Below are 18,203 nucleotides of genomic sequence, written 5' to 3'. Positions count from 1 at the left end.
TAAATTAAGGATTGAGGACTCCCCATGCGTATTTTTCTTTCACTGATACTGGCAGCTCTGATGGCTGCCTGTGGTAGTAAATCTGAACCGGAAAAAACCGCAGCCGATAAAAATCTCGGGCTGGATGTCACCTCTGAGATTGATGAGCCAGAAGCCACCGGGCCGAAAGACAGCGCTTCGGCATCAGCCGGCACGGCAGCCGATACTACAGGTGATACAAGCGGTGATGATGTTCGGAAAAATCCGCTGCGGGACGCCTACTTTGGCGAGCTGCATATTCATACCGCCTATTCCCTGGATGCGTATATCTTCGGCAATGCCCTGAACGATCCCTTTTCCGCCTATCGGTTTGCCAAAGGCGAGACGGTGAAGCTGCCTACTGGCGTAGAGAAGAAAATCGTAGCGCCGCTGGATTTTGTCGCCGTTACCGACCATGCGGAAGCGCTGGGAGAGTATGAAATCTGCACCAATCCGGAGATGAAGGGTTACGACACTGAAGTCTGTAAAGGCATACGCGCCAATGAAATGAAAATCTTCCAGGAGGTTTTCGCCGGGGTGTCAAAAGTCCCTGCAAAGCGGCTGGTGGAGATCTGTGGTGACGATGGAAAAACCTGTGTGGAAGCAGTGTCCAATCCATGGTCTCGTATCCAGCAGGCGGCCGCTGAAAATTATGAGCCTGGAAAATTTACGTCGTTTGTCGCGTTCGAATACTCGGCCGGTGCGCCGGAAGGCGGCGGTGGCATGATGCACCGCAATGTGATTTTTCGCACAGACAAAGTGCCGGAGACGGTGTTCTCCGCTTTTGAGGGTAAACCCGAAGACCTGTTGCGCTGGCTCGATAGCAGTTGCACCGGTGATTGCCAGGTACTCACCATTCCGCACAACCCGAATTTCTATTGGGGGCGCCTCTACTGGGGCAAAAATTCGGATGGAACCGAATGGACCCAGGATATCGTCGAGCTGCGCGAGCGTATGGATCGGCTGGTAGAAGTGATGCAGGTCAAGGGCAATTCCGAATGCCAGGATGGCATCATGACCTCGGATGAGGCCTGCAATTTTGAAATGGTGTTTCAGAAGTGTACTGGCGACAGCTCAGTGAGCTGTACAAATGACTACGGGCTCGTGCGCAATGGTCTCAAATTCGGCCTGCGCCACCAGGAGGCACTGGGTGTAAACCCGTTCAAGCAGGGCATCATCGGCTCGACGGATAATCACAATGGCACGCCCAGTGATACCACTGAGAGCGATTTCGAGGGCCACTACGCAAATAACGACGCCACGCCGAAAGTGCGCCTGGGCATGGAGCTGAACCCTACCGCCCAGGCCATGGGGCTCAGTGCGGAGGACGATCCCACCAAACGCTACAACCCCGGTGGCATTGCCGGGGTCTGGGCGGAGAGCAATACCCGTGAAGGCATCTGGGATGCGCTGCATCGCAAGGAAACCTTCGGCACCAGCGGCACGCGCACTAAGATCCGGCTGTTTGCCGGCTACGACTTTCCCGCTGATCTGGCCACCCAGAACAACTGGGTGGAAGTGGGCTACCAGACCGGTGTGCCCCAGGGCAGTGATCTGGGTAAGGCGCCAGAAGGCAAGGCGCCGACCCTGATGGTGTGGGCGCAGCGCGATCCGAACAGTGCGCCGCTGGCGCGCCTGCAGGTCATCAAGGGCTGGCGCACCGCCGACGACAAGTTGGAAGAAATGACCTACGACGTGGCCTGTTCCGACGGCGCCGCGCCCGATCCAAAAACCCACCGGTGCCCGGACAACGGCGCTACCGTCAATCTGGAAGACTGTTCCATCAGCACCGACAAGGGCGACGCGCAACTGGCGGCCACCTGGACCGATCCGGATTTTGACCCTGCCGAACACGCCTTCTACTACGCCCGTGTGCTGGAAAACCCGGTGTGCCGCTGGAGCATGTACGACGCGAAAAAAGCGGGTGTGGAGCATCCCAAGGACTTGCCCAAAACCGTACGCGAGCGCGCCTGGTCTTCACCGATCTGGTATACGCCCTGAATCGGACTGGTACACGCGGGAAATATTCCCGCGCACTGCAGTTCAATGCTGATGCAGTGATTGAGTGCGACGAGCTGAATTTTACGTACAGAACAGCGTGTTCAAGGAACGGAAGCAGATGGCGAAGGTTAAAGTTGCGGCCATAACGGCTCTCGTGCTTTCCCTGGCAACGGTTGGTTGCTCCCGTGAGGCGGCGCCACCTGCATCCCGAAAGTGGCCGGGCCCTCCATGAAAAATGCTTTCTGGACTCTCACCGCCAACGTAAAAGCCGAGGGTGCCAAGAGCCAAGGTGTGATCCTTGCAGTGGGCGGCGTGGCCGTCGGACTGGTGCTGTATCTCGACAAAGGTGTGCCGGTGTTCGATTACAACTTCTTTGAAGAACACACCACGCTCAAGGGCAGCAAGGCGGTCTCCGGTGACGCCACCATTGAAGTGGACTTCGACTACCAGGGCGACAAGCCCGGCGGCGCAGCGAAGCTGACACTGAAGGTCAATGGCGAATCTGTGGCCACCGGCGAACTGAAACAGACCATTGCCGGCCGCTTCGGCATTGATACCTTCGGTATCGGCGAAGACACCGGGCAGCCGGTGACCCACGAATACGAGCCGCCGAATGCATTTACCGGCGAGATTGAAAAAGTCGTGGTGGAGATGAAGTAACTTCCCACAGAGTTTGCACCCGTTAGAAAAAAGGATTTTCCTGTGCGTCTTTTGCTTTCCCTCTTAATCATTCCACTGGCTATGGCCGGATGTGGCGATGACAATCTGGATTCAGAAATCAGTGCCCGGTTGCCCGGAGTGGCCACTGCGGAAGCCGCACCGCAACTGGACGAGGCGGCGTCGGACCAGACAGAGCCGGTCGCCGTCGAAACCACGACCACCAGCGCCAGCGGAAAACCGAATATCCTGCTGATCGTATCCGACGACACCGGCTACGGGGATCTGGGCCCATACGGTGGTGGCGAAGGGCGCGGGATGCCGACTCCGAATATTGATCGCATGGCGGCGGAAGGCATGACCTTCTTTTCATTTTACGCCCAGCCCAGCCCAGCTGCACGCCGGGACGCGCGGCCATCCAGACGGGGCGGATTCCCAACCGCAGTGGCATGACGACGGTGGCGTTCCAGGGGCAGGGCGGCGGCCTGCCAAAAGCCGAGTGGACCCTGGCATCCGTTCTGAAAACTGCGGGCTACAAAACCTACTTTACCGGCAAGTGGCACCTGGGGGAGTCGGATTACGCACTGCCCAACGCCCAGGGCTACGACGTGATGAAGCACGCCTTCCTCTACCATGCCAATGCTTATACCTATGCGGATCCCACTTGGTTCCCGGATATGGATCCGAAACTGCGGGACATGTTCAAGAAGGTCACCAAGGGATCTCTTTCCGGTAATGCGGGAGAAACAGCGAAGGAAGACTGGAAGGTAAACGGCCAGTACGACAACACCCCCGGCAAGGGCGTGGTCGGTCTGCCGTTCGTGGACAGCTATGTAGAGAAGTCTGGGATCGAATTTCTTGAGGACGCGGCGAAAAACCCCGGTACACCGTTCTTCATCAACATCAACTTTATGAAGAACCACCAGCCCAACATGCCGGCGCCGGAGTTCAAGCATACCTCCATGTCGAAGTCCAAGTACGCCGACGCGGTGGTTGAGCTGGATACGCGTATTGGCAATGTATTGGACAAGCTGCGGGAACTGGGGCTGGATAAAAATACCCTGGTCTTTTACACCGTGGACAATGGTGCCTGGCAGGATGTGTTCCCTGATGCGGGCTATACGCCTTTCCGCGGTACCAAGGGCACGGTACGCGAGGGCGGGAATCGGGTACCGGCAATCGCAGTCTGGCCCGGTAAAATCAAGCCCAACGTGCGCAACCACGATATCGCCGGTGGACTCGACCTGATGGCCACCTTTGCCTCGGTGGCCGGCGTGACATTGCCGACCGAAGATCGCGAAGGCCAGCCGATTGTTTTCGATAGCTTCGATATGACCCCGCTACTCACCGGAAGCGGCAAGAGTGCGCGCACAGCCTGGTTCTATTTCACCGAAGACGAGCTTTCACCCGGTGCCGCGCGGGTGGGTAACTACAAGGCGGTATTCAACCTGCGTGGGGATGACGGTGCGCATACCGGTGGCCTCGCGGTAGACAGCAATCTCGGCTGGAAAGGCGAGTCAAAATATGTCGCCACAGTACCGCAGGTGTTTGATCTCTGGCAGGACCCCCAGGAGCGCTACGACCTGTTTATGAATAACTTTACCGAGCGCACCTGGACCATGGTGTCGATCAGTAAGGAGATTGAAGATCTGGTGAAAACCTACGTCAAGTATCCGCCGCGGAAACTGCAGAGTGAAAGCTATTCCGGCCCCATTACGATCAGTGGCTACCAGCGGTTCCAGTGGGTGCGCGAGCAGCTGGAGAAGGAAGGCGTGAAGATACCTCTTCCCACCGGAAACTGACGGATATGTTGATAAAAAAGGCCCCGTATTCCGGGGCCTTTTTATGGTGTGGGCGGATGCACCGTTGTTAATGGGTCACACCTTCCGTGCCCGCCTTTAGCTGCTCCTCAATTTTTTTCAGGTTAAAGGACCCGGGCGTCTGGCTCGGTGGATAGTCTTTCATGGTTTGCAGGAACTGGCCGGCCATCTGTTGCAGAGGCACCAGCACAAAGGCGCGATCCATCAGCCAATTGTAGTAGCCGTTGGCGTTGTGCTGGGCGCGCTCCATGGGATCCCGGCGCAGGTTGAATATGAGCGGCACGCGCAGCTCGGTAAAGGGTTCCATCCATACACCAAAGGCTTTACCGCGGTTCTCCAGAAACACGGCTTTCCAGGCATCGTAGCGCATGGCCACAATATGGCCGTCATCATTGACGTAGATGAACTGTTTGCGCGGTGATTCTTCAGTTTTGCCCATGAAATAGTCCAGCATATTGGTACCGTCGATATAGTTGCGGTACTTGCGGCCATTCAGGTTCACACCTTTGAGCAGCTGTTCCTTGATTTTGGTGTTGCCGGCCACAGCCGCAAAGGTTGGCAGCCAGTCTTCATGACCCACGATACCGTTCAGGGTTGTGCCCGCAGGGAACTTGCCCGGCCAGCGCACGAAGGCTGGAACACGATAAGCGCCCTCCCAGTTGGAGTTTTTCTCGCTGCGGAAGATCGTGGTACCCGCATCCGGCCAGGTATTGAAGTGCGGGCCATTGTCGGTGGAGTAGAAAACGATGGTGTTGTCGGCGATCTTCAGTTCGTCGAGTAGATCCAGCAGTTTCCCAACATGCTGGTCGTGCTCGACCATGCCGTCGGCATACATGTTACTTTGCGGGCCGGCGAGATTTTTGTGGTCTTCCTTCACATAGGTGGGGAAGTGCATGCGGGTGGCATTCCACCATACGAAGAAGGGTTTGCCGGCATTGACCTGCTGTTTGATAAAGTCCATGGCCGCGGCGAGGGTTTCTTCGTCGACGGTTTCCATGCGCTTCATGGTTAGCGGCCCGGTGTCTTCAATCTTGCCGTCCGCGCTGGCTTTGATCACGCCGCGCGGGCCGAATTTTTTGCGGAAATTGGGGTCTTTCGGGTAGTCCCGGTTTTCCGGCTCCTGCTCCGCATTGAGGTGGTAGAGGTTGCCGAAGAAAACATCAAAGCCATGATTGGTCGGCAGGTGTTCATCGCGGTCACCAAAGTGGTTCTTGCCGAACTGGCCAGTGGCGTACCCCTGGCTTTTCATCACGGTAGCGATGGTGACGTCGGTCTCTTGCCAACCCTCTTTGGCGCCGGGCAAGCCAACTTTGGTCATGCCTGTGCGTATGGGAACGTTACCCCCCACAAATGCAGCGCGCCCCGCGGTGCAGGATTGCTGGCCGTAGTAATCGGTGAACGACAAGCCTTCTTTGGCAATGCGGTCGATATTCGGTGTCTTGTATCCCATCATGCCCCGGCTATTGAAGCTGATATTCCACACACCGATGTCATCGCCCCAGATCACCAGGATGTTGGGTTTGTCCTGTGCCTGGGCGGCACTATGGCCGAGGCACATCAGGGCTATGGAGGTAGCCGCTATCGGCAATCGTAACATTCGTTTAAGGTATGAACGAACCATTTTCTCCTCCGGGAGGAATACATCAAAAGGTTTTCAGTGACAGGGTTACTGCTTGGTTGGCGGGAAGACAGTTTTCCAGTCTTTTTGCATGTCGATGACGGTCCAGCCTTTTTTGCTGGCGTCATCGAGCCCTTTGTCTAGTTGGCCGATGTGAGAGTCGCGGTCGTAAGCCCATTCCCGTTTGCCATCGGTATGGTGCAGGATGATGCCAAAGCGTGGGCCATCACCGGCGGTTGCCCATTCCAGCATCTGGTAATCGCCATCGGAATTACCGGCCACAAATATGGGGCGCTGGCCTATGTACTGGTGAATACCGACGGGCTTACCTTCCTTGTCATCCACCAGATTGATCTCCGGCAGCTTGACGATCACCGGCTTGCCGTCGCGCACTTCGTATTTGGCCCTGAGGCTGGTACCCACCACCTGGTCCGGGGGAATGCCGTACGCCTGCTCTGCGAATACGCGGATAAAATCCGCCCCACCACCGGAGACGATAAATGTCTTGAAGCCATTCGCGCGCAGGTAGTCCAGCAGCTCAAGCATGGGCTGGTAGATCATTTCAGTGTATGGCCGGTTGGTTTTCGGGTGACGCGCGGTCTTGAGCCAATCGGCTGCGTTCGCCCGAAATTCCTCTGCGGTCATGTTGGCGTGGGTGGCGGCGATGACTTTCATCAGGCCTGCCTCGCCGCTCGCCAGCACCTTTTTGGTGTCGCCCTTGAGAATAGAGGCGAAGGGCTCCTCGGTTTTCCACTCCGGGTGCTGAGCAGCCATTTTCCTGACCTGATCCCGGCCATAGATGAACTGGAAATAGAGCGGCTGTTCTGCCCACAGGGTGCCGTCGTTATCGAAAGTGGCGATACGCTGATTTTCCGGCACGAAGTCCGGGGAACCATCCTTCGTCACTTTTTCCACAAATTCGACAATCGCGTCTTTGGTTGGCCCCGCATTCCAGGAGGGCAGCGGATCTGCAGCCTGGACTGCAGCGACGTTGGCCAGGCACAGGAAAAACAGGCTGGCGGCGAGCCATGAGTGAATCTTTAGTCGATCGAGCATGAAGGTTCCTCTACACAGCATGAGGATTTGGCGGATATAGCCTTGCTTCTATTTACCCTAGACGGAATTTTCCACTTGCGTATGTAAAGTTGCGCAAGGAATCTCGGGGGCAAGAATTTTTCAGGGGTTCAGTGGAGGCAGCGCGGCCTGAGGCTGGCCGGTTGCAGCGGGCTTCAGCGCGTCGATGGCCTGTGCCAGCTGCTGCCAGGCAGCGTCTGGGTTCGCCCCCGGAGATGCCAGGCCATACTGCGACGCGCCCAGTGTGAGCAGGGCTGGCTGCAGAGTTTTCGCGGAAGCCGGCTGGCGTACTTTGTACTCAGACAGGGCCTGTAGCACTGCCGGGTAATCGCGCGCGACACATGCTGTTTGCAGTTGTTGCCAGGCGAGTTTGCCGGAGGTTCTGGCGCGCTGTTCACGCTGCTTTTGCAGGGCAAGGACTTTTGGTCGTGCCCATTGAAACAGTAGCCAGATGCCGAGTGCTGTGGCCACAAGTATGAGAAGTTTTTCCCACAGGCTGGTGCCGGTTAATGGCCCGGATCCGCGGGCGTGCACTTTGATGGCGTCCACGCTGCTGGTTTTGATGGTTCCGTCGTCCAGGTCGTACCAGCGCAGGGTTACCGCGGGCAGTGTGCCGCGCACGCCGCTCTCTGCCACATAGGTCACGCGCTCGCTGCGGGTGCCGGTGGTTTCATCCGTGCGGGGATCGGTTGCGTCCCGGGCCTTGTGGGCATCGGCGTAGGCGGCCAGTCCTTCCGGACTGCGGGTATTCAACAGCTGTGGAATGAACATTACCGTCGAACCCTCGATGGTGGCGGTAACGGTGCGGGAAAAGGCGTCACCGGCGCGCAGTTTTTCCGGTTCTCCTTCAATTTCCTGCGTGAGAGTCAGGTCACGGGCGGCGATAAACGGATTTAGCCCTTCGGCGCCTTTCGGTGTGCCCACGCTGATGGGCGGCGGCGCAAGATCCAGCGTGGCTTGCAGGTCGTCGCCTCCGTCGGGGTTTTTGTAGGCAACTTTTATCTGTCCGGCGGGAAGGCGGTAGCTGCCCGGTGCCAGCGGTATGATCAGGTATTCGCGGGTGACCCCGGACCAGGTTTGGCCGTCGATCACCTGGCTCACCGCGAGGGATGAGCGGGCGGGCAGGGTGACGGAGAGATTCGGTTGGTCAAACTCCGGGAAGTCCGGAGGCTGGGTCATCCAGGTGGGCACCAGAATGGTGACGAACAGCGAGATGGACTCGCCGGGAACGGCTTTCTCATTGGACAGCTTGAACTCGATCTTGGGACTGTCCGCCGCCATGGCCATTACGCTGGTAAACAGCCAGAGTGCGATAGAAAGCAGCCATGGCTTCACGGACGGTTCTCCCCGCTATTGCTTTCATTGCTGTTCGCAGTGCTGGCTTCGGCGGCAAAGCGCTGCTTGAGATATTCGCTGGTACCGGTGTCGAGGGTGGACATCCACTGGTCTGCGCTGACCGGTTTGTCTTTTTTCCCCTTGTCCTGTTCCTGCTGTTCCTGCTCGGGCTGCTCCAGCTCGGATTCCTCGCCTTCTTCGTCAGACTTGGTCAGTTCCTCGTCTTCCTCCCCGCGGGTTTTCTCCATATAGGCGAGGATTTTTTTCGTCAACTCCAGGTTTTTCTGTGCGCCGGGAAATTCCGGATCCAGTTGCAACACATGCTGATAGGCGGCAATGGCGCCTTCGTATTGGCCGGTTTTGCTCATTGCCATGGCTCGGGTAAATACGGCTTCCGGCGTATCCAGCTCGGCGAGCACGTTGGCTGCGTCTTCAAACTGCCCGGCCTGGTAGAGCGCGTAGCCCTTTCGATATGGATCCTGAAAACTGGCGGCGGCGCGGCGATAGTCTTTGCGGAAGGTAAACCACTGGCCCTGTTGATCCGGGGTGAACAGCCATCCGAGCAACCCGCCGCCCCTGTTACTCGTCTGTGCAGTGGCACTGTCGGGGGAAAACTGCAGGCACAGCATAATCAGAATCAGGCTGGTGCTGACAGGGGCGGCTCTTCTGGACATGGCCCAGCCGCGGCGGAACCACAGCAGGGCCAGTAACGCCGCTGGCCACGCCAGCCACCAGCCGCGGTCTTCCCACTGCAGGTTCTTGTCCGACGCCAGCGCCTGGCGGAAGGCGCTGTCGAAAAAGCGGTTGAGAGCAGACAGGTCGCTTTGGTTGGGCGTCACTCTTTCCACCCTGGCTCCGCGCACTTTGGAAACCGCACCGCCATCCACATTACCGGGCGCCACCAGCAGGAAGCCCAGGCCATTGTTGCCGTCGCGCTGAGACATGGCGCTGGCATCGCCATCGCTGAGGGTGTCGAGCAAAAACAGGATGCCGCCGGGCGTCTCGTCCTTGGCGAGTATCTGCTCGGCAAGCTTGAGTGCCGCTGCGGCGTTTTCTCCCTTTACTGGCATCACCTCGGGACTCAGCCCGTCGAGGTAGGGGCGCAACAGTTCCGGGTCGTCAGTGAGGGGTACAACGCGGTGGGCGCTACCGGCGTAGGCCACCAGTGCGGTGGGTGCACCGTCGCGGGTTTCCAGCAGGTCGAGTACCTTCTGTTTGGCGCGCGCGAGGCGTTGAGGGGGAACATCTTTTTCCAGCATGCTGTCGCTGACTTTAAGCACCACCACCAGCGGTGTGGTTTTTGCCATCAGTGGGTCGGGCAGGCGCGTCCAGCTGGGGCCGGCGGTGCCGAGGATCAGCAGCGCGAGCAGCAGGGCGATCAGGTCCACCGGCTTGAAATGGGGCCTGGTTCGATCACCCACCGCGAGGGCTTTGGCCAGGTGCGGGGCGATCTGTCCGCTGGTTTCGGCACCACGGCGACGATCGCGGCGCAGGTACCACCACAGCAGCAGAACCAGTGGCAACAGCAGCAGCCATGCCGGGCGCAGGAAGTGGAATGCGGAAAGCCCCGCGAACAGGTTGCTCATGGTGCCGTCCTGCGCTGTCCGGATGGGCGCCAGCCAGCGCGTGGCAGCAGACGGCTGGCCAGACCGAGCAGGCTCAGTAGCAGGGCGAGACCCATGGGCCAGTGCGCCAGGGAGTGGTGGGGACGGTAGGTTTCGCTGTCGACCATTTTCGGTGCCAGCTGGTCGATCTGGTTATAGACCCCGGCCAGGGCTTTTTCGTCGTTGGCAAAAAAGAACTGGCCACCGGTGCGTTTGGCGATGGCCTTGAGGGTGTCCACATCCACACGGTTTTCTTTTTCTTCACTGTTTGGGTCACCCACACCGATGGTGAGAATCTTCACCTTGCGCTGGGCGGCAATGGCGGCGGCATTGACCGGGCTCATGGTACTGGCGGTATCGCTGCCGTCGCTCAGCAGGATCAGCAGGCGCTGTTCCACTTCACTGCTTTCAAACTGGCGTATGGCGAGGCCGATGGCGTCGCCCAGTGCGGTGTGCGGGCCGGCCATGCCCACATCGGTTTCCTGCAGCAGTTCCAGTAGGGTATCCAGATCGGTGGTCAGTGGTGCCTGCACGAAGGCCTTGGTGCCGAACACAATCAGTGCCACACGCTCGCCTTCGCGGCCTTCCAGAAACGGCTTTAGCACCTGTTTGACGCCGTCGAGGCGCTGCATTTTTTTGCCATCACTGGCAATGAAATCTTCCTGCTCCATAGACCCGGAAATATCCACGGCGACGATCAGGTCCCGTGCCGGTTTCTGCAGGCTCACCGCATCCCCCTCGTATTCGGGGCGCGCCAGCGCGGTGACGATCAGCGCCCAGATCAATGCGCCCAGCAGCCACTGCCATCGGCTGCGGTCGAGCACCACCGCACCGGAACCCGGCTGGATGCCGATGGCGGCGACCAACTGCCGGAAAAACGGCACCCGCAGGGCGCGCACCCGCTCGCGGTGGGCCGGTGCGAACTTCCACACCAGAAACGGCAGCGGCAGCAATAGAAAGGCCCATGGCGCGGCAAAACTGATCACGGGGCTTTCTCCATCGTCTCTGCAGTCTCCACGACCTTTCTCGGAAAAAACGAACTGAACAGCGTCGGACGGGTAACCCTGTGTCGGCGAATCCAGTCCCGAGCGGCCCTTGCCAGCTCGCTGGACTGTGCCGGCGCGACCTTGCGATAGGGGCCCTGTAACAGGGCGCGACCCACTTCGCCGGTAAACGCATCCCCCGGGTAGCCCTGGTTGAGAAAGGCGAGCCAGTCGTCGCCGGTCAGTCCAGCCACTTGCTCGCGGGGGTAGGCCGCCAGCGCAGTGCGGCGCAGTATTTCGGCGACCTGTGCTGGATCGTCCTGGGCCTGCTGCAATTCAGCGAGGGCAGCGCGGCGATAGGCGTTGGCGCGATAGATCTGTATTTGCCGCCAGATAAGCAACAGCAACAGTAGTAGCAGTAGCGCACTGAGACCTTTAGCGGCGGGCGTTACCGGCCACATTGAAACCGCCGGTGGCTCCGGCGGCGGTACCAGCTGCGCGAGCATATCCGGCAGGGTTTCTTCCGCGGCCGCAGGGTTGGTGTTTGCTGGATTCTCTCCCGGACCAGTTTCCTGTGGCGGGGATTTGGGGATGGTCTCCTGCATCGGCATTCAATCCTTTCCGGCTTGTGCGGTTCGCGCCGAGCGGGGCATCAGCCCCAGCAGCCGCTGCAGCTGGGGCAGGGTGTCTTCGCCGGTGGACAGTTGTGCGACCGGCAGTCCGTAGCGCAGGTGCCAGTCGTGGATGATCTGGCGGCGCTGGCGGTTGAACTGATCCATCGCGTTCTGGGTGTCGGTGCTGCGGGTATCCAGCGTGGCCTGCTGATCGCCGTCGGAAATGGCGCTCACCAGTGACCTGGGTACCGACTCACCGCTGGGATCCACCACCGGTACCAGAATCACGTCGTTGTGGCGGGCGATACCGCTCAGCAGCCGCTCGGTGCCCGGGCCCACCACATCGAAATCGCTGATCAGCAGTACCAGGTGATCGCGACGGGCGATATTCGCCACTGCCTGCAGCACCTGGTCGAGGGACGTGGGCTCGGCCACCGGGGCATCGGCGTGTAATGCCTGATTGGCGCGGGCCAGTTCGGTGAGAAAGCGCGTGAGGGCGCGGCGATTGCGCTGTGGGCGCTGGCGCAGCAATTGGGTGTCGGTCACCACAATGCCGCCCACGCGGTCGTCCTGTTCGAGAATGGCAAACGCCGCCAGTGCGGCCGCTTCTGCGGCGGTGACGGATTTCATCGCGTGGCGGGTACCGAAGAACATGGACATGCGCTGGTCCACCACGATCAGCGCGGGGCGGTCGCGCTCTTCCGAATACACGCGCACATGGGGCTCACCGGTGCGCGCGGTTACCTTCCAGTCGATGGTGCGCACATCGTCCGATGGCCAGTACTCCCGCAGCTCTTCAAAGTTGAGCCCGCGGCCGCGCAGGGATGAAGCATGGCGCCCGCTCAGTACACTGCGGGCTTTCTGTCGCGGCAGTAGTTGCAGTTGCCGTGCGCGGGCTTCCAGGGATTGCAGGTAGGCCAGATCCACATAGATACGCCGATCCTGCCCGGTGTCCTGCGTCTGTTTCGGCAGGACATCGGCGCGGGCGCGATTGCGGAAGCGGTCGTAGAGGCGGAACATACTGGTTACAACGCGGGTATCGGGGTTTTGCCAGAGGTTCAGGGGAGGGCCACGTGGCGCAGCAACTCGTCGATGGCATCGTTGGCACTGATGCCTTCGCCCTGGGCTTCAAAGGTGAGTCCCAGCCGGTGGCGCAATACATCGTGCGCGATGGCCTGGACATCCTGCGGGTCGACGTAGTCGCGCCCTTCCAGCCAGGCGTTGGTGCGGCCGCATTTATCCAGCGCGATGGAGCCGCGGGGACTGACGCCGATATCGATCCAGCGCGCGAGATTGTCGGAGATGTCCGCCGGCCGGCGGGTGGCGTCCACCAGATCAGCCATATAGCGCACCATGGCATCGGATACGTGAATGCTGGCGATTTCCCGGCGGGCGTCGAAGATCGACTGCTGCGGGATCACGCTTGCAGGGGCGGCCGCTGCTCCGCTCTGCGCGGCATTTGCTGCTGCCAGCACTTCCTCGCTGCGCACCAGGTTGATGACGTCCACTTCGTCGGTCACCGGGGGATAGGTGATCAGCACATGCATCAGGAAACGATCCATCTGCGCCTCGGGCAGGGGGTAGGTGCCCTCCTGTTCGATGGGATTCTGGGTCGCCATCACCATAAACAGCGGCGGCAACTTGTGGGTCTTGCCGGCCACGGTGACCTGCCGCTCTTCCATGGCTTCGAGCAAGGCGGACTGCACTTTTGCCGGCGCGCGGTTGATTTCATCCGCGAGCACCAGGTTGGCGAATATCGGCCCGGGGTGAAAGCGGAATTCTGAACCGGATGCCTCCTTGAACAGCACATCGGTACCGGTGACATCCGCGGGCAACAGATCCGGGGTGAACTGGATGCGGCTGAAGTCCGCCTCCAGGTTTTTTGCCATGGCCTTGATGGCGCGAGTCTTGGCCAGCCCGGGCAACCCTTCTACCAGCAGGTTGCCGTTTGCCAGCAGGCCGATCACCAGGCGCCGGATGACGTCCCGCTGGCCGATGATCGCCTGACCGACGCTGGCTTCCAGTTGCGCAATTTGCTCGCGGGCTGACATGAAAATTTCCTGGGCGCTGAATGAATGAAACCTAAGGTAGAACCTATAAAAATTAGCAGAGTTGCGGATGAACATGGTCTGGGTTGAATACCGCGTCGCGCAGTCGGCCGCTGGCGAAAACTGTGGCGACACACAGCTATACTGAAAGGCCGCTACAGAACACGCGGGCGCACCTGGCCCGCCACGATAAATGAATAACAATGTCTGGAAGCTCTATGCGCAACCTGTTGTGTTTCCTGCTGCCCGCACTGTTGCTGCTTGGCTGTGACAAGCAGAGTTCACCCGTCGACAGTCGTGCTGTGGTTGAACGTAATGAATCGAAGGCGCCGCCACCCGCCGACGAAAAGAAACTGGCCCAGGCCAAACGCACTTATGTGGGCGCCGAAGCCTGCGCCAGCTGCCACGCATCGGAATTCGAGTCCTGGCAAAATTCCCACCACGACATGGCAATGAAACTCCCGACGCCAGAGACGGTGGTGGGGGATTTCGACAATACAGAATTTGATTATTTCGGCACCGTGTCCCGCTTCTCCCGGCAAGGCGACAAATATGTTGTACGCACCGATGGGCCGGACGGAAAGCTGCAGGATTTCCCGGTGGCCTACACCTTCGGCATTGAGCCGCTGCAGCAGTACCTGATTGAGTTGCCCGGTGGCAAGTTGCAGGCGCTGTCGGTCGCCTGGGATTCCCGTAGCCGGGAAGCCGGTGGCCAGCGCTGGTTTCACCTGTACCCGGATGAAGAGATCAAACCCGGTGACCCGCTGCACTGGACCGGGTTGAACCAGAACTGGAATTTCATGTGCGCCGACTGCCACTCCACCAACTTCCAGAAAAATTACGATACCGCCACCAGAACCTTTGCCAGTGAATGGTCGGAGATCAACGTGGGCTGCGAAGCCTGCCACGGGCCGGCGTCGCGACATGTGGAATGGGCGAACGCAGCGGCGGATCAGCGGGCGGGCTATGGCGACAACCTGGGGCTGGAAATTTCCTATCGCGATCGTCTCACCGGCGTCTGGCAAATGGATGGGGAAACGGGCATCGCGCAGCTGGTGAAAAATACGGCCAGCGCGGACATTCAGAAAGAGATACAGGGCTGCGCCCAGTGCCATTCCCGCCGCAGTACCGCGTTTCCCGGTGCGCATCCGCAGAGCAAGTTCCTCGACCATTTCAATCCGGCACTGTTGCGCGATGGCCTCTATCACGCCGACGGCCAGATCAACGACGAAGTCTATGTGTACGGTTCCTTCCTGCAGAGCAAAATGCACGGTGCCGGGGTGACCTGCAGTAACTGCCACAACCCGCACACTACAAAGGTGCGCGCCGAGGGTAATGCGCTCTGTGCCCAGTGCCACCTGCCGCAAAAATTCGATACCGCTGATCATCACCTGCATCAGGCGGGTAGCGACGGCGCCCAGTGTGTCAGCTGCCACATGCCCGAGAAAACCTATATGCAGGTGGACGCGCGGCGGGATCACAGCTTCCGTGTGCCGCGCCCCGACCTGTCCATGTCGATTGGATCGCCGAATGCCTGTACCGGTTGCCACAGCGACAGGCCGGCCAGTTGGGCGGCAGAGGTTCTGGAAAGCAAGTTTGGCAAGCCGGATCCCCACTACGGTGAAGCACTGTTTGCCGGGCGTACCGGCGCACCGGATGCCGAGGGACGTTTGCTCAACCTGGTGATGGATGAGGCCCAGCCTGAAATCGTGCGCGCCACCGCCGTTTCCATGCTGCCGCATTTCCTCTCACAGACCAGTGCACAGGTATTGCAGGTGATTGCCCAGGGCGACGACGCGCTGTTGCACCTGGGGTTGGCACAGGCGCTGGAAAATGTGCCCGAGCGCATACGCCCGGCAGTGGCGATTCCGCTGCTGTACGAGGACGAAAAGGTGATCACGGCGCTGGCTGCCAATGCCATGGCCGGGGCGCCACTGGAACAGTATCCGGAAGAGGTTCGCCGGCAGTTCAATCGCGGCCTGGCGAACTACCAGCGGTCGGAAATTTTCAATGGCGACCGGCCCGAGTCGCTGGCGAACCTGGCGGGCCTGTTTTTCCAGCAGGGCCAGCCGGCGAAGTCGGAGAAATATTTCCGCGACGCCATTGCACTGGAGCCGGGCTATAGCCCGGCGTATATCAACCTGGCGGATCTCTATCGGGCTACCGGCAGGGAGCAGGAAAGTGAACGGGTGTTGCGCGACGCGCTGGCGACTGTCATGGATAAGACGCCGGTTGAGCACTCACTGGGCCTGTCCCTGGTGCGCCAGAAAAAAATGCAGGAAGCGCTGGGGTTCCTGCGCGCTGCCGCACACAGTGATACGGCGCCACCGCACTATGTGTACGTGTACGCCATTGGCCTGAATTCACAGGGAAAAGCGGACGAGGCCATTCGTGAGCTTGAGCGGGCTTTGGCGCGTTTCCCCGGAGACCGTCAGATAATTTCCGGTCTGGCATCCCTCAATCACGAGCAGGGCAACATGGCCGCGGCCGAAAAGTATCAACAGTTGCTGCAATAAAAGATCGGCGTGGGGTAAGGAAAAAGCGGGCAAAGAAAAAGCGCGGCCGGGTAGCCGCGCTTTTTTGTGAGAGGCAGGCCGTGTTAACGGTTTTCCGTGACTTGCGTGGCCTGTTTGATGGCCTCATTGATATTCAGCGAGGCGGCCTTCTGCCGGGGCGGGAACTCCTTGAACGTGGCCAGGTGCTCATTGAGTATCGCAATGGCCGGCTGGAATACCCAGCTCTTGCGCATGATCTGGTGGAACCCGGTAATGCCGTCATAGTGTTCCAGCGGATCTTTGCGCAGGTTGAACAGCTTGGGCATGGTGTGGGTGACCATGTCGCCAAAATACAGGCCATCAGGCTTGGTGGCGAAGTGCATTTTCCACGGGCCCACGCGCAACGCAGTCAGCTGCGACTCGTAGTAGTAGAAGAACTTGTTACGCGCGGATTTTTTGCTTTTGCCCGTCCAGTAATCGAGGTTGTTTTCGCCGTCGATATACACCTTGTCGGACTTCTTCAGCTTATCCCGCAGGTTCGGTTCTCCCAGTGCCGCGGCAATGGTGGGGAACACGTCCTCGTGCGAAGAAATGCCGTTGAGCTTCAGGCCCGCGGGAATACGGCCGGGCCAGCGCACCAGGAAGGGCACGCGCACGCCGCCTTCCCAGGTCGTCATTTTCTCACCGCGGAACTCGGTGGTGCCGGCATCCGGCCATGAGCTCTGTTCCGGACCGTTGTCGGTGGTATAGATGACGATGGTGTTATCGGCAATCCCCAGCTCATCCAGCTTGTCGAGCAGCTTGCCTACATGGCCGTCGTGTTCGAGCAGGCCGCTGCCGAAAAGGTCGTCTTCAGAGCTGATGTCGGTAGCCAGGTTGCGGCTTTCCGGCTTCAGGTGGATATACACATGCATGCGGCTGGTGGCGTGCCAGATAAAAAATGGCTTGCCGGCTTTTTTTGCCCGCTCCATAAAATCCAGGCTGCGTGACAGGATTTCCTCGTCAAAGGTTTCCATACGCTTGCGGGTGAGCGGGCCGGTGTCTTTGATACGGCCGTCGGCATAGGATTCAATTACCCCGCGTGGGCCGAATTTCTTTTTGAAATTCGGGTCTTTCGGGTAGTCCTCCTGCTCCGGTTCCTCGGACACGTTCAGGTGGTAGAGGTTGCCGTAAAACTCGTCGAATCCGTGTTTGGTGGGCAGGTGTTCATCCAGGTCCCCCAGGTGGTTCTTACCGTACTGGGCGGTCATGTAGCCCTGTGCCTTGAGGAATTCCGCGAGGGTGGGGTCGGCCTCCTTGATCCCCAGCGGGTTGCCCGGCTGGCCCACGGTGGTAAGACCCGTGCGCACCGGCAATTGTCCCATCAGGAATGCCGCGCGCCCTGCGGTACAACTGGGTTGCGCGTAGTGGTCGGTAAACAGCGCACCTTCGTTGGCAATGCGGTCGATATTGGGGGTGGGGTAGGTCATGCCGTGGGAGTAAGCGCTCAGCGAGATCGACGCCACGTCATCCACCATGATGGCGAGAATGTTGGGTTTCTCTGCCGCCTGTGTTGCTGCCGCTGCACCCAGGCCGATCAGCAGGGCGACAGAAGCAAACCGTTTACGTAGGTTGCCCAAAGGATATCCTCCTCTGTTGGGTAAGGATTTTCGATGACGGTAATACGTTTGAGCATAGCCAAGTAATTTCTTGTTATTGTTTTTTGCGACGAGAGACGGCTCAACAAAAGAACCTGGCAAGAACAGGTTTCCCGTAGGGGAGATGAATTTAATATTTTGATTTGGAATGGAAGTTGGGATTTTTATCGTATCTGGGTCAAACCCAGGAAGAGGGCATTGCGATGTTTCCAACTATGAATGAATGCTGATTTTAGGTGGCAATAAACGCAATAACCGAGCCGGCGTCGGTTGTGCGATCGGTGATGCTGTAAGTGCCC

The 18,203-nt window shown here is 59.2% G+C and carries 14 protein-coding genes; 5 read left to right on the top strand and 9 right to left on the bottom strand.

Going from position 1 to position 18,203, the window contains the following annotated elements:
• The first annotated feature begins 24 nt into the window (after window positions 1-24).
• The 4 genes from ACNKU7_RS06915 (at window position 25) to ACNKU7_RS06900 (ending at window position 4,478) form a co-directional block, all read left to right on the top strand.
• Window positions 25-2,019 (top strand): DUF3604 domain-containing protein, encoded by a 1,995-nt coding sequence (locus ACNKU7_RS06915; RefSeq protein WP_418296241.1) that lies wholly within the window; start codon window positions 25-27, stop codon window positions 2,017-2,019.
• A 228-nt stretch (window positions 2,020-2,247) separates the two neighbouring features.
• The gene (locus ACNKU7_RS06910; RefSeq protein ID WP_418296240.1) at window positions 2,248-2,679 is read left to right on the top strand and encodes a LamG domain-containing protein; all 432 of its coding nucleotides are present in this window, start codon (window positions 2,248-2,250) and stop codon (window positions 2,677-2,679) included.
• 42 nt (window positions 2,680-2,721) lie between these two features.
• Window positions 2,722-3,129, top strand: coding sequence for a hypothetical protein (locus tag ACNKU7_RS06905; protein WP_418296239.1), 408 nt, complete (start codon window positions 2,722-2,724; stop codon window positions 3,127-3,129).
• Complete coding sequence (locus ACNKU7_RS06900; protein ID WP_418296478.1) at window positions 3,048-4,478, top strand: arylsulfatase; 1,431 nt, start codon at window positions 3,048-3,050, stop codon at window positions 4,476-4,478. The genes ACNKU7_RS06905 and ACNKU7_RS06900 overlap by 82 nt, the downstream gene beginning before the upstream one ends.
• Before the next feature lie 67 nt (window positions 4,479-4,545).
• Here ACNKU7_RS06900 and ACNKU7_RS06895 read toward each other — a convergent pair whose 3' ends face one another.
• From ACNKU7_RS06895 to ACNKU7_RS06860, 8 genes are all read right to left on the bottom strand, one after another.
• Window positions 4,546-6,117 carry an arylsulfatase gene (locus ACNKU7_RS06895; RefSeq protein WP_418296238.1) on the bottom strand — a complete coding sequence of 524 codons (1,572 nt, stop codon included), beginning with the start codon at window positions 6,115-6,117 and terminating at the stop codon, window positions 4,546-4,548.
• Window positions 6,118-6,162: 45 nt separating this feature from the next.
• Window positions 6,163-7,170: an HAD family hydrolase gene (locus ACNKU7_RS06890; protein ID WP_418296237.1), complete on the bottom strand. Its 1,008-nt coding sequence runs from the start codon at window positions 7,168-7,170 to the stop codon at window positions 6,163-6,165.
• 120 nt (window positions 7,171-7,290) lie between these two features.
• Window positions 7,291-8,523, bottom strand: coding sequence for a BatD family protein (locus ACNKU7_RS06885; RefSeq protein WP_418296236.1), 1,233 nt, complete (start codon window positions 8,521-8,523; stop codon window positions 7,291-7,293).
• Window positions 8,520-10,109 (bottom strand): VWA domain-containing protein, encoded by a 1,590-nt coding sequence (locus ACNKU7_RS06880; protein ID WP_418296235.1) that lies wholly within the window; start codon window positions 10,107-10,109, stop codon window positions 8,520-8,522. Before ACNKU7_RS06880 ends, ACNKU7_RS06885 begins: the two co-directional genes overlap by 4 nt.
• Window positions 10,106-11,113 carry a VWA domain-containing protein gene (locus ACNKU7_RS06875; RefSeq protein ID WP_418296234.1) on the bottom strand — a complete coding sequence of 336 codons (1,008 nt, stop codon included), beginning with the start codon at window positions 11,111-11,113 and terminating at the stop codon, window positions 10,106-10,108. Before ACNKU7_RS06875 ends, ACNKU7_RS06880 begins: the two co-directional genes overlap by 4 nt.
• Window positions 11,110-11,715, bottom strand: a complete 606-nt coding sequence (locus tag ACNKU7_RS06870; RefSeq protein ID WP_418296233.1) for a DUF4381 domain-containing protein — start codon at window positions 11,713-11,715, stop codon at window positions 11,110-11,112. The genes ACNKU7_RS06875 and ACNKU7_RS06870 overlap by 4 nt, the downstream gene beginning before the upstream one ends.
• A 6-nt stretch (window positions 11,716-11,721) precedes the next feature.
• Window positions 11,722-12,744, bottom strand: coding sequence for a DUF58 domain-containing protein (locus ACNKU7_RS06865; RefSeq protein ID WP_418296232.1), 1,023 nt, complete (start codon window positions 12,742-12,744; stop codon window positions 11,722-11,724).
• A gap of 38 nt (window positions 12,745-12,782) precedes the next feature.
• Window positions 12,783-13,775, bottom strand: coding sequence for an AAA family ATPase (locus ACNKU7_RS06860; RefSeq protein WP_418296231.1), 993 nt, complete (start codon window positions 13,773-13,775; stop codon window positions 12,783-12,785).
• Between the two features lie 200 nt (window positions 13,776-13,975).
• Between ACNKU7_RS06860 and ACNKU7_RS06855 the strand changes: the two genes are divergently transcribed.
• Window positions 13,976-16,288: a tetratricopeptide repeat protein gene (locus tag ACNKU7_RS06855; protein ID WP_418296230.1), complete on the top strand. Its 2,313-nt coding sequence runs from the start codon at window positions 13,976-13,978 to the stop codon at window positions 16,286-16,288.
• 83 nt (window positions 16,289-16,371) lie between these two features.
• Here the strand turns inward: ACNKU7_RS06855 and ACNKU7_RS06850 are convergent, their stop codons facing one another.
• Entirely contained in the window at window positions 16,372-17,886 is a 1,515-nt protein-coding gene (locus tag ACNKU7_RS06850) for an arylsulfatase (protein ID WP_418296229.1), read from the bottom strand.
• Between the last annotated feature and the right edge of the window lie 317 nt (window positions 17,887-18,203).

Source organism: Microbulbifer weihaiensis, from assembly GCF_048323715.1.
Lineage (GTDB): Bacteria > Pseudomonadota > Gammaproteobacteria > Pseudomonadales > Cellvibrionaceae > Microbulbifer.
The sequence above is the reverse complement of the archived record's forward strand: the minus strand, read 5'-3'. Positions and strand labels throughout refer to the sequence as shown.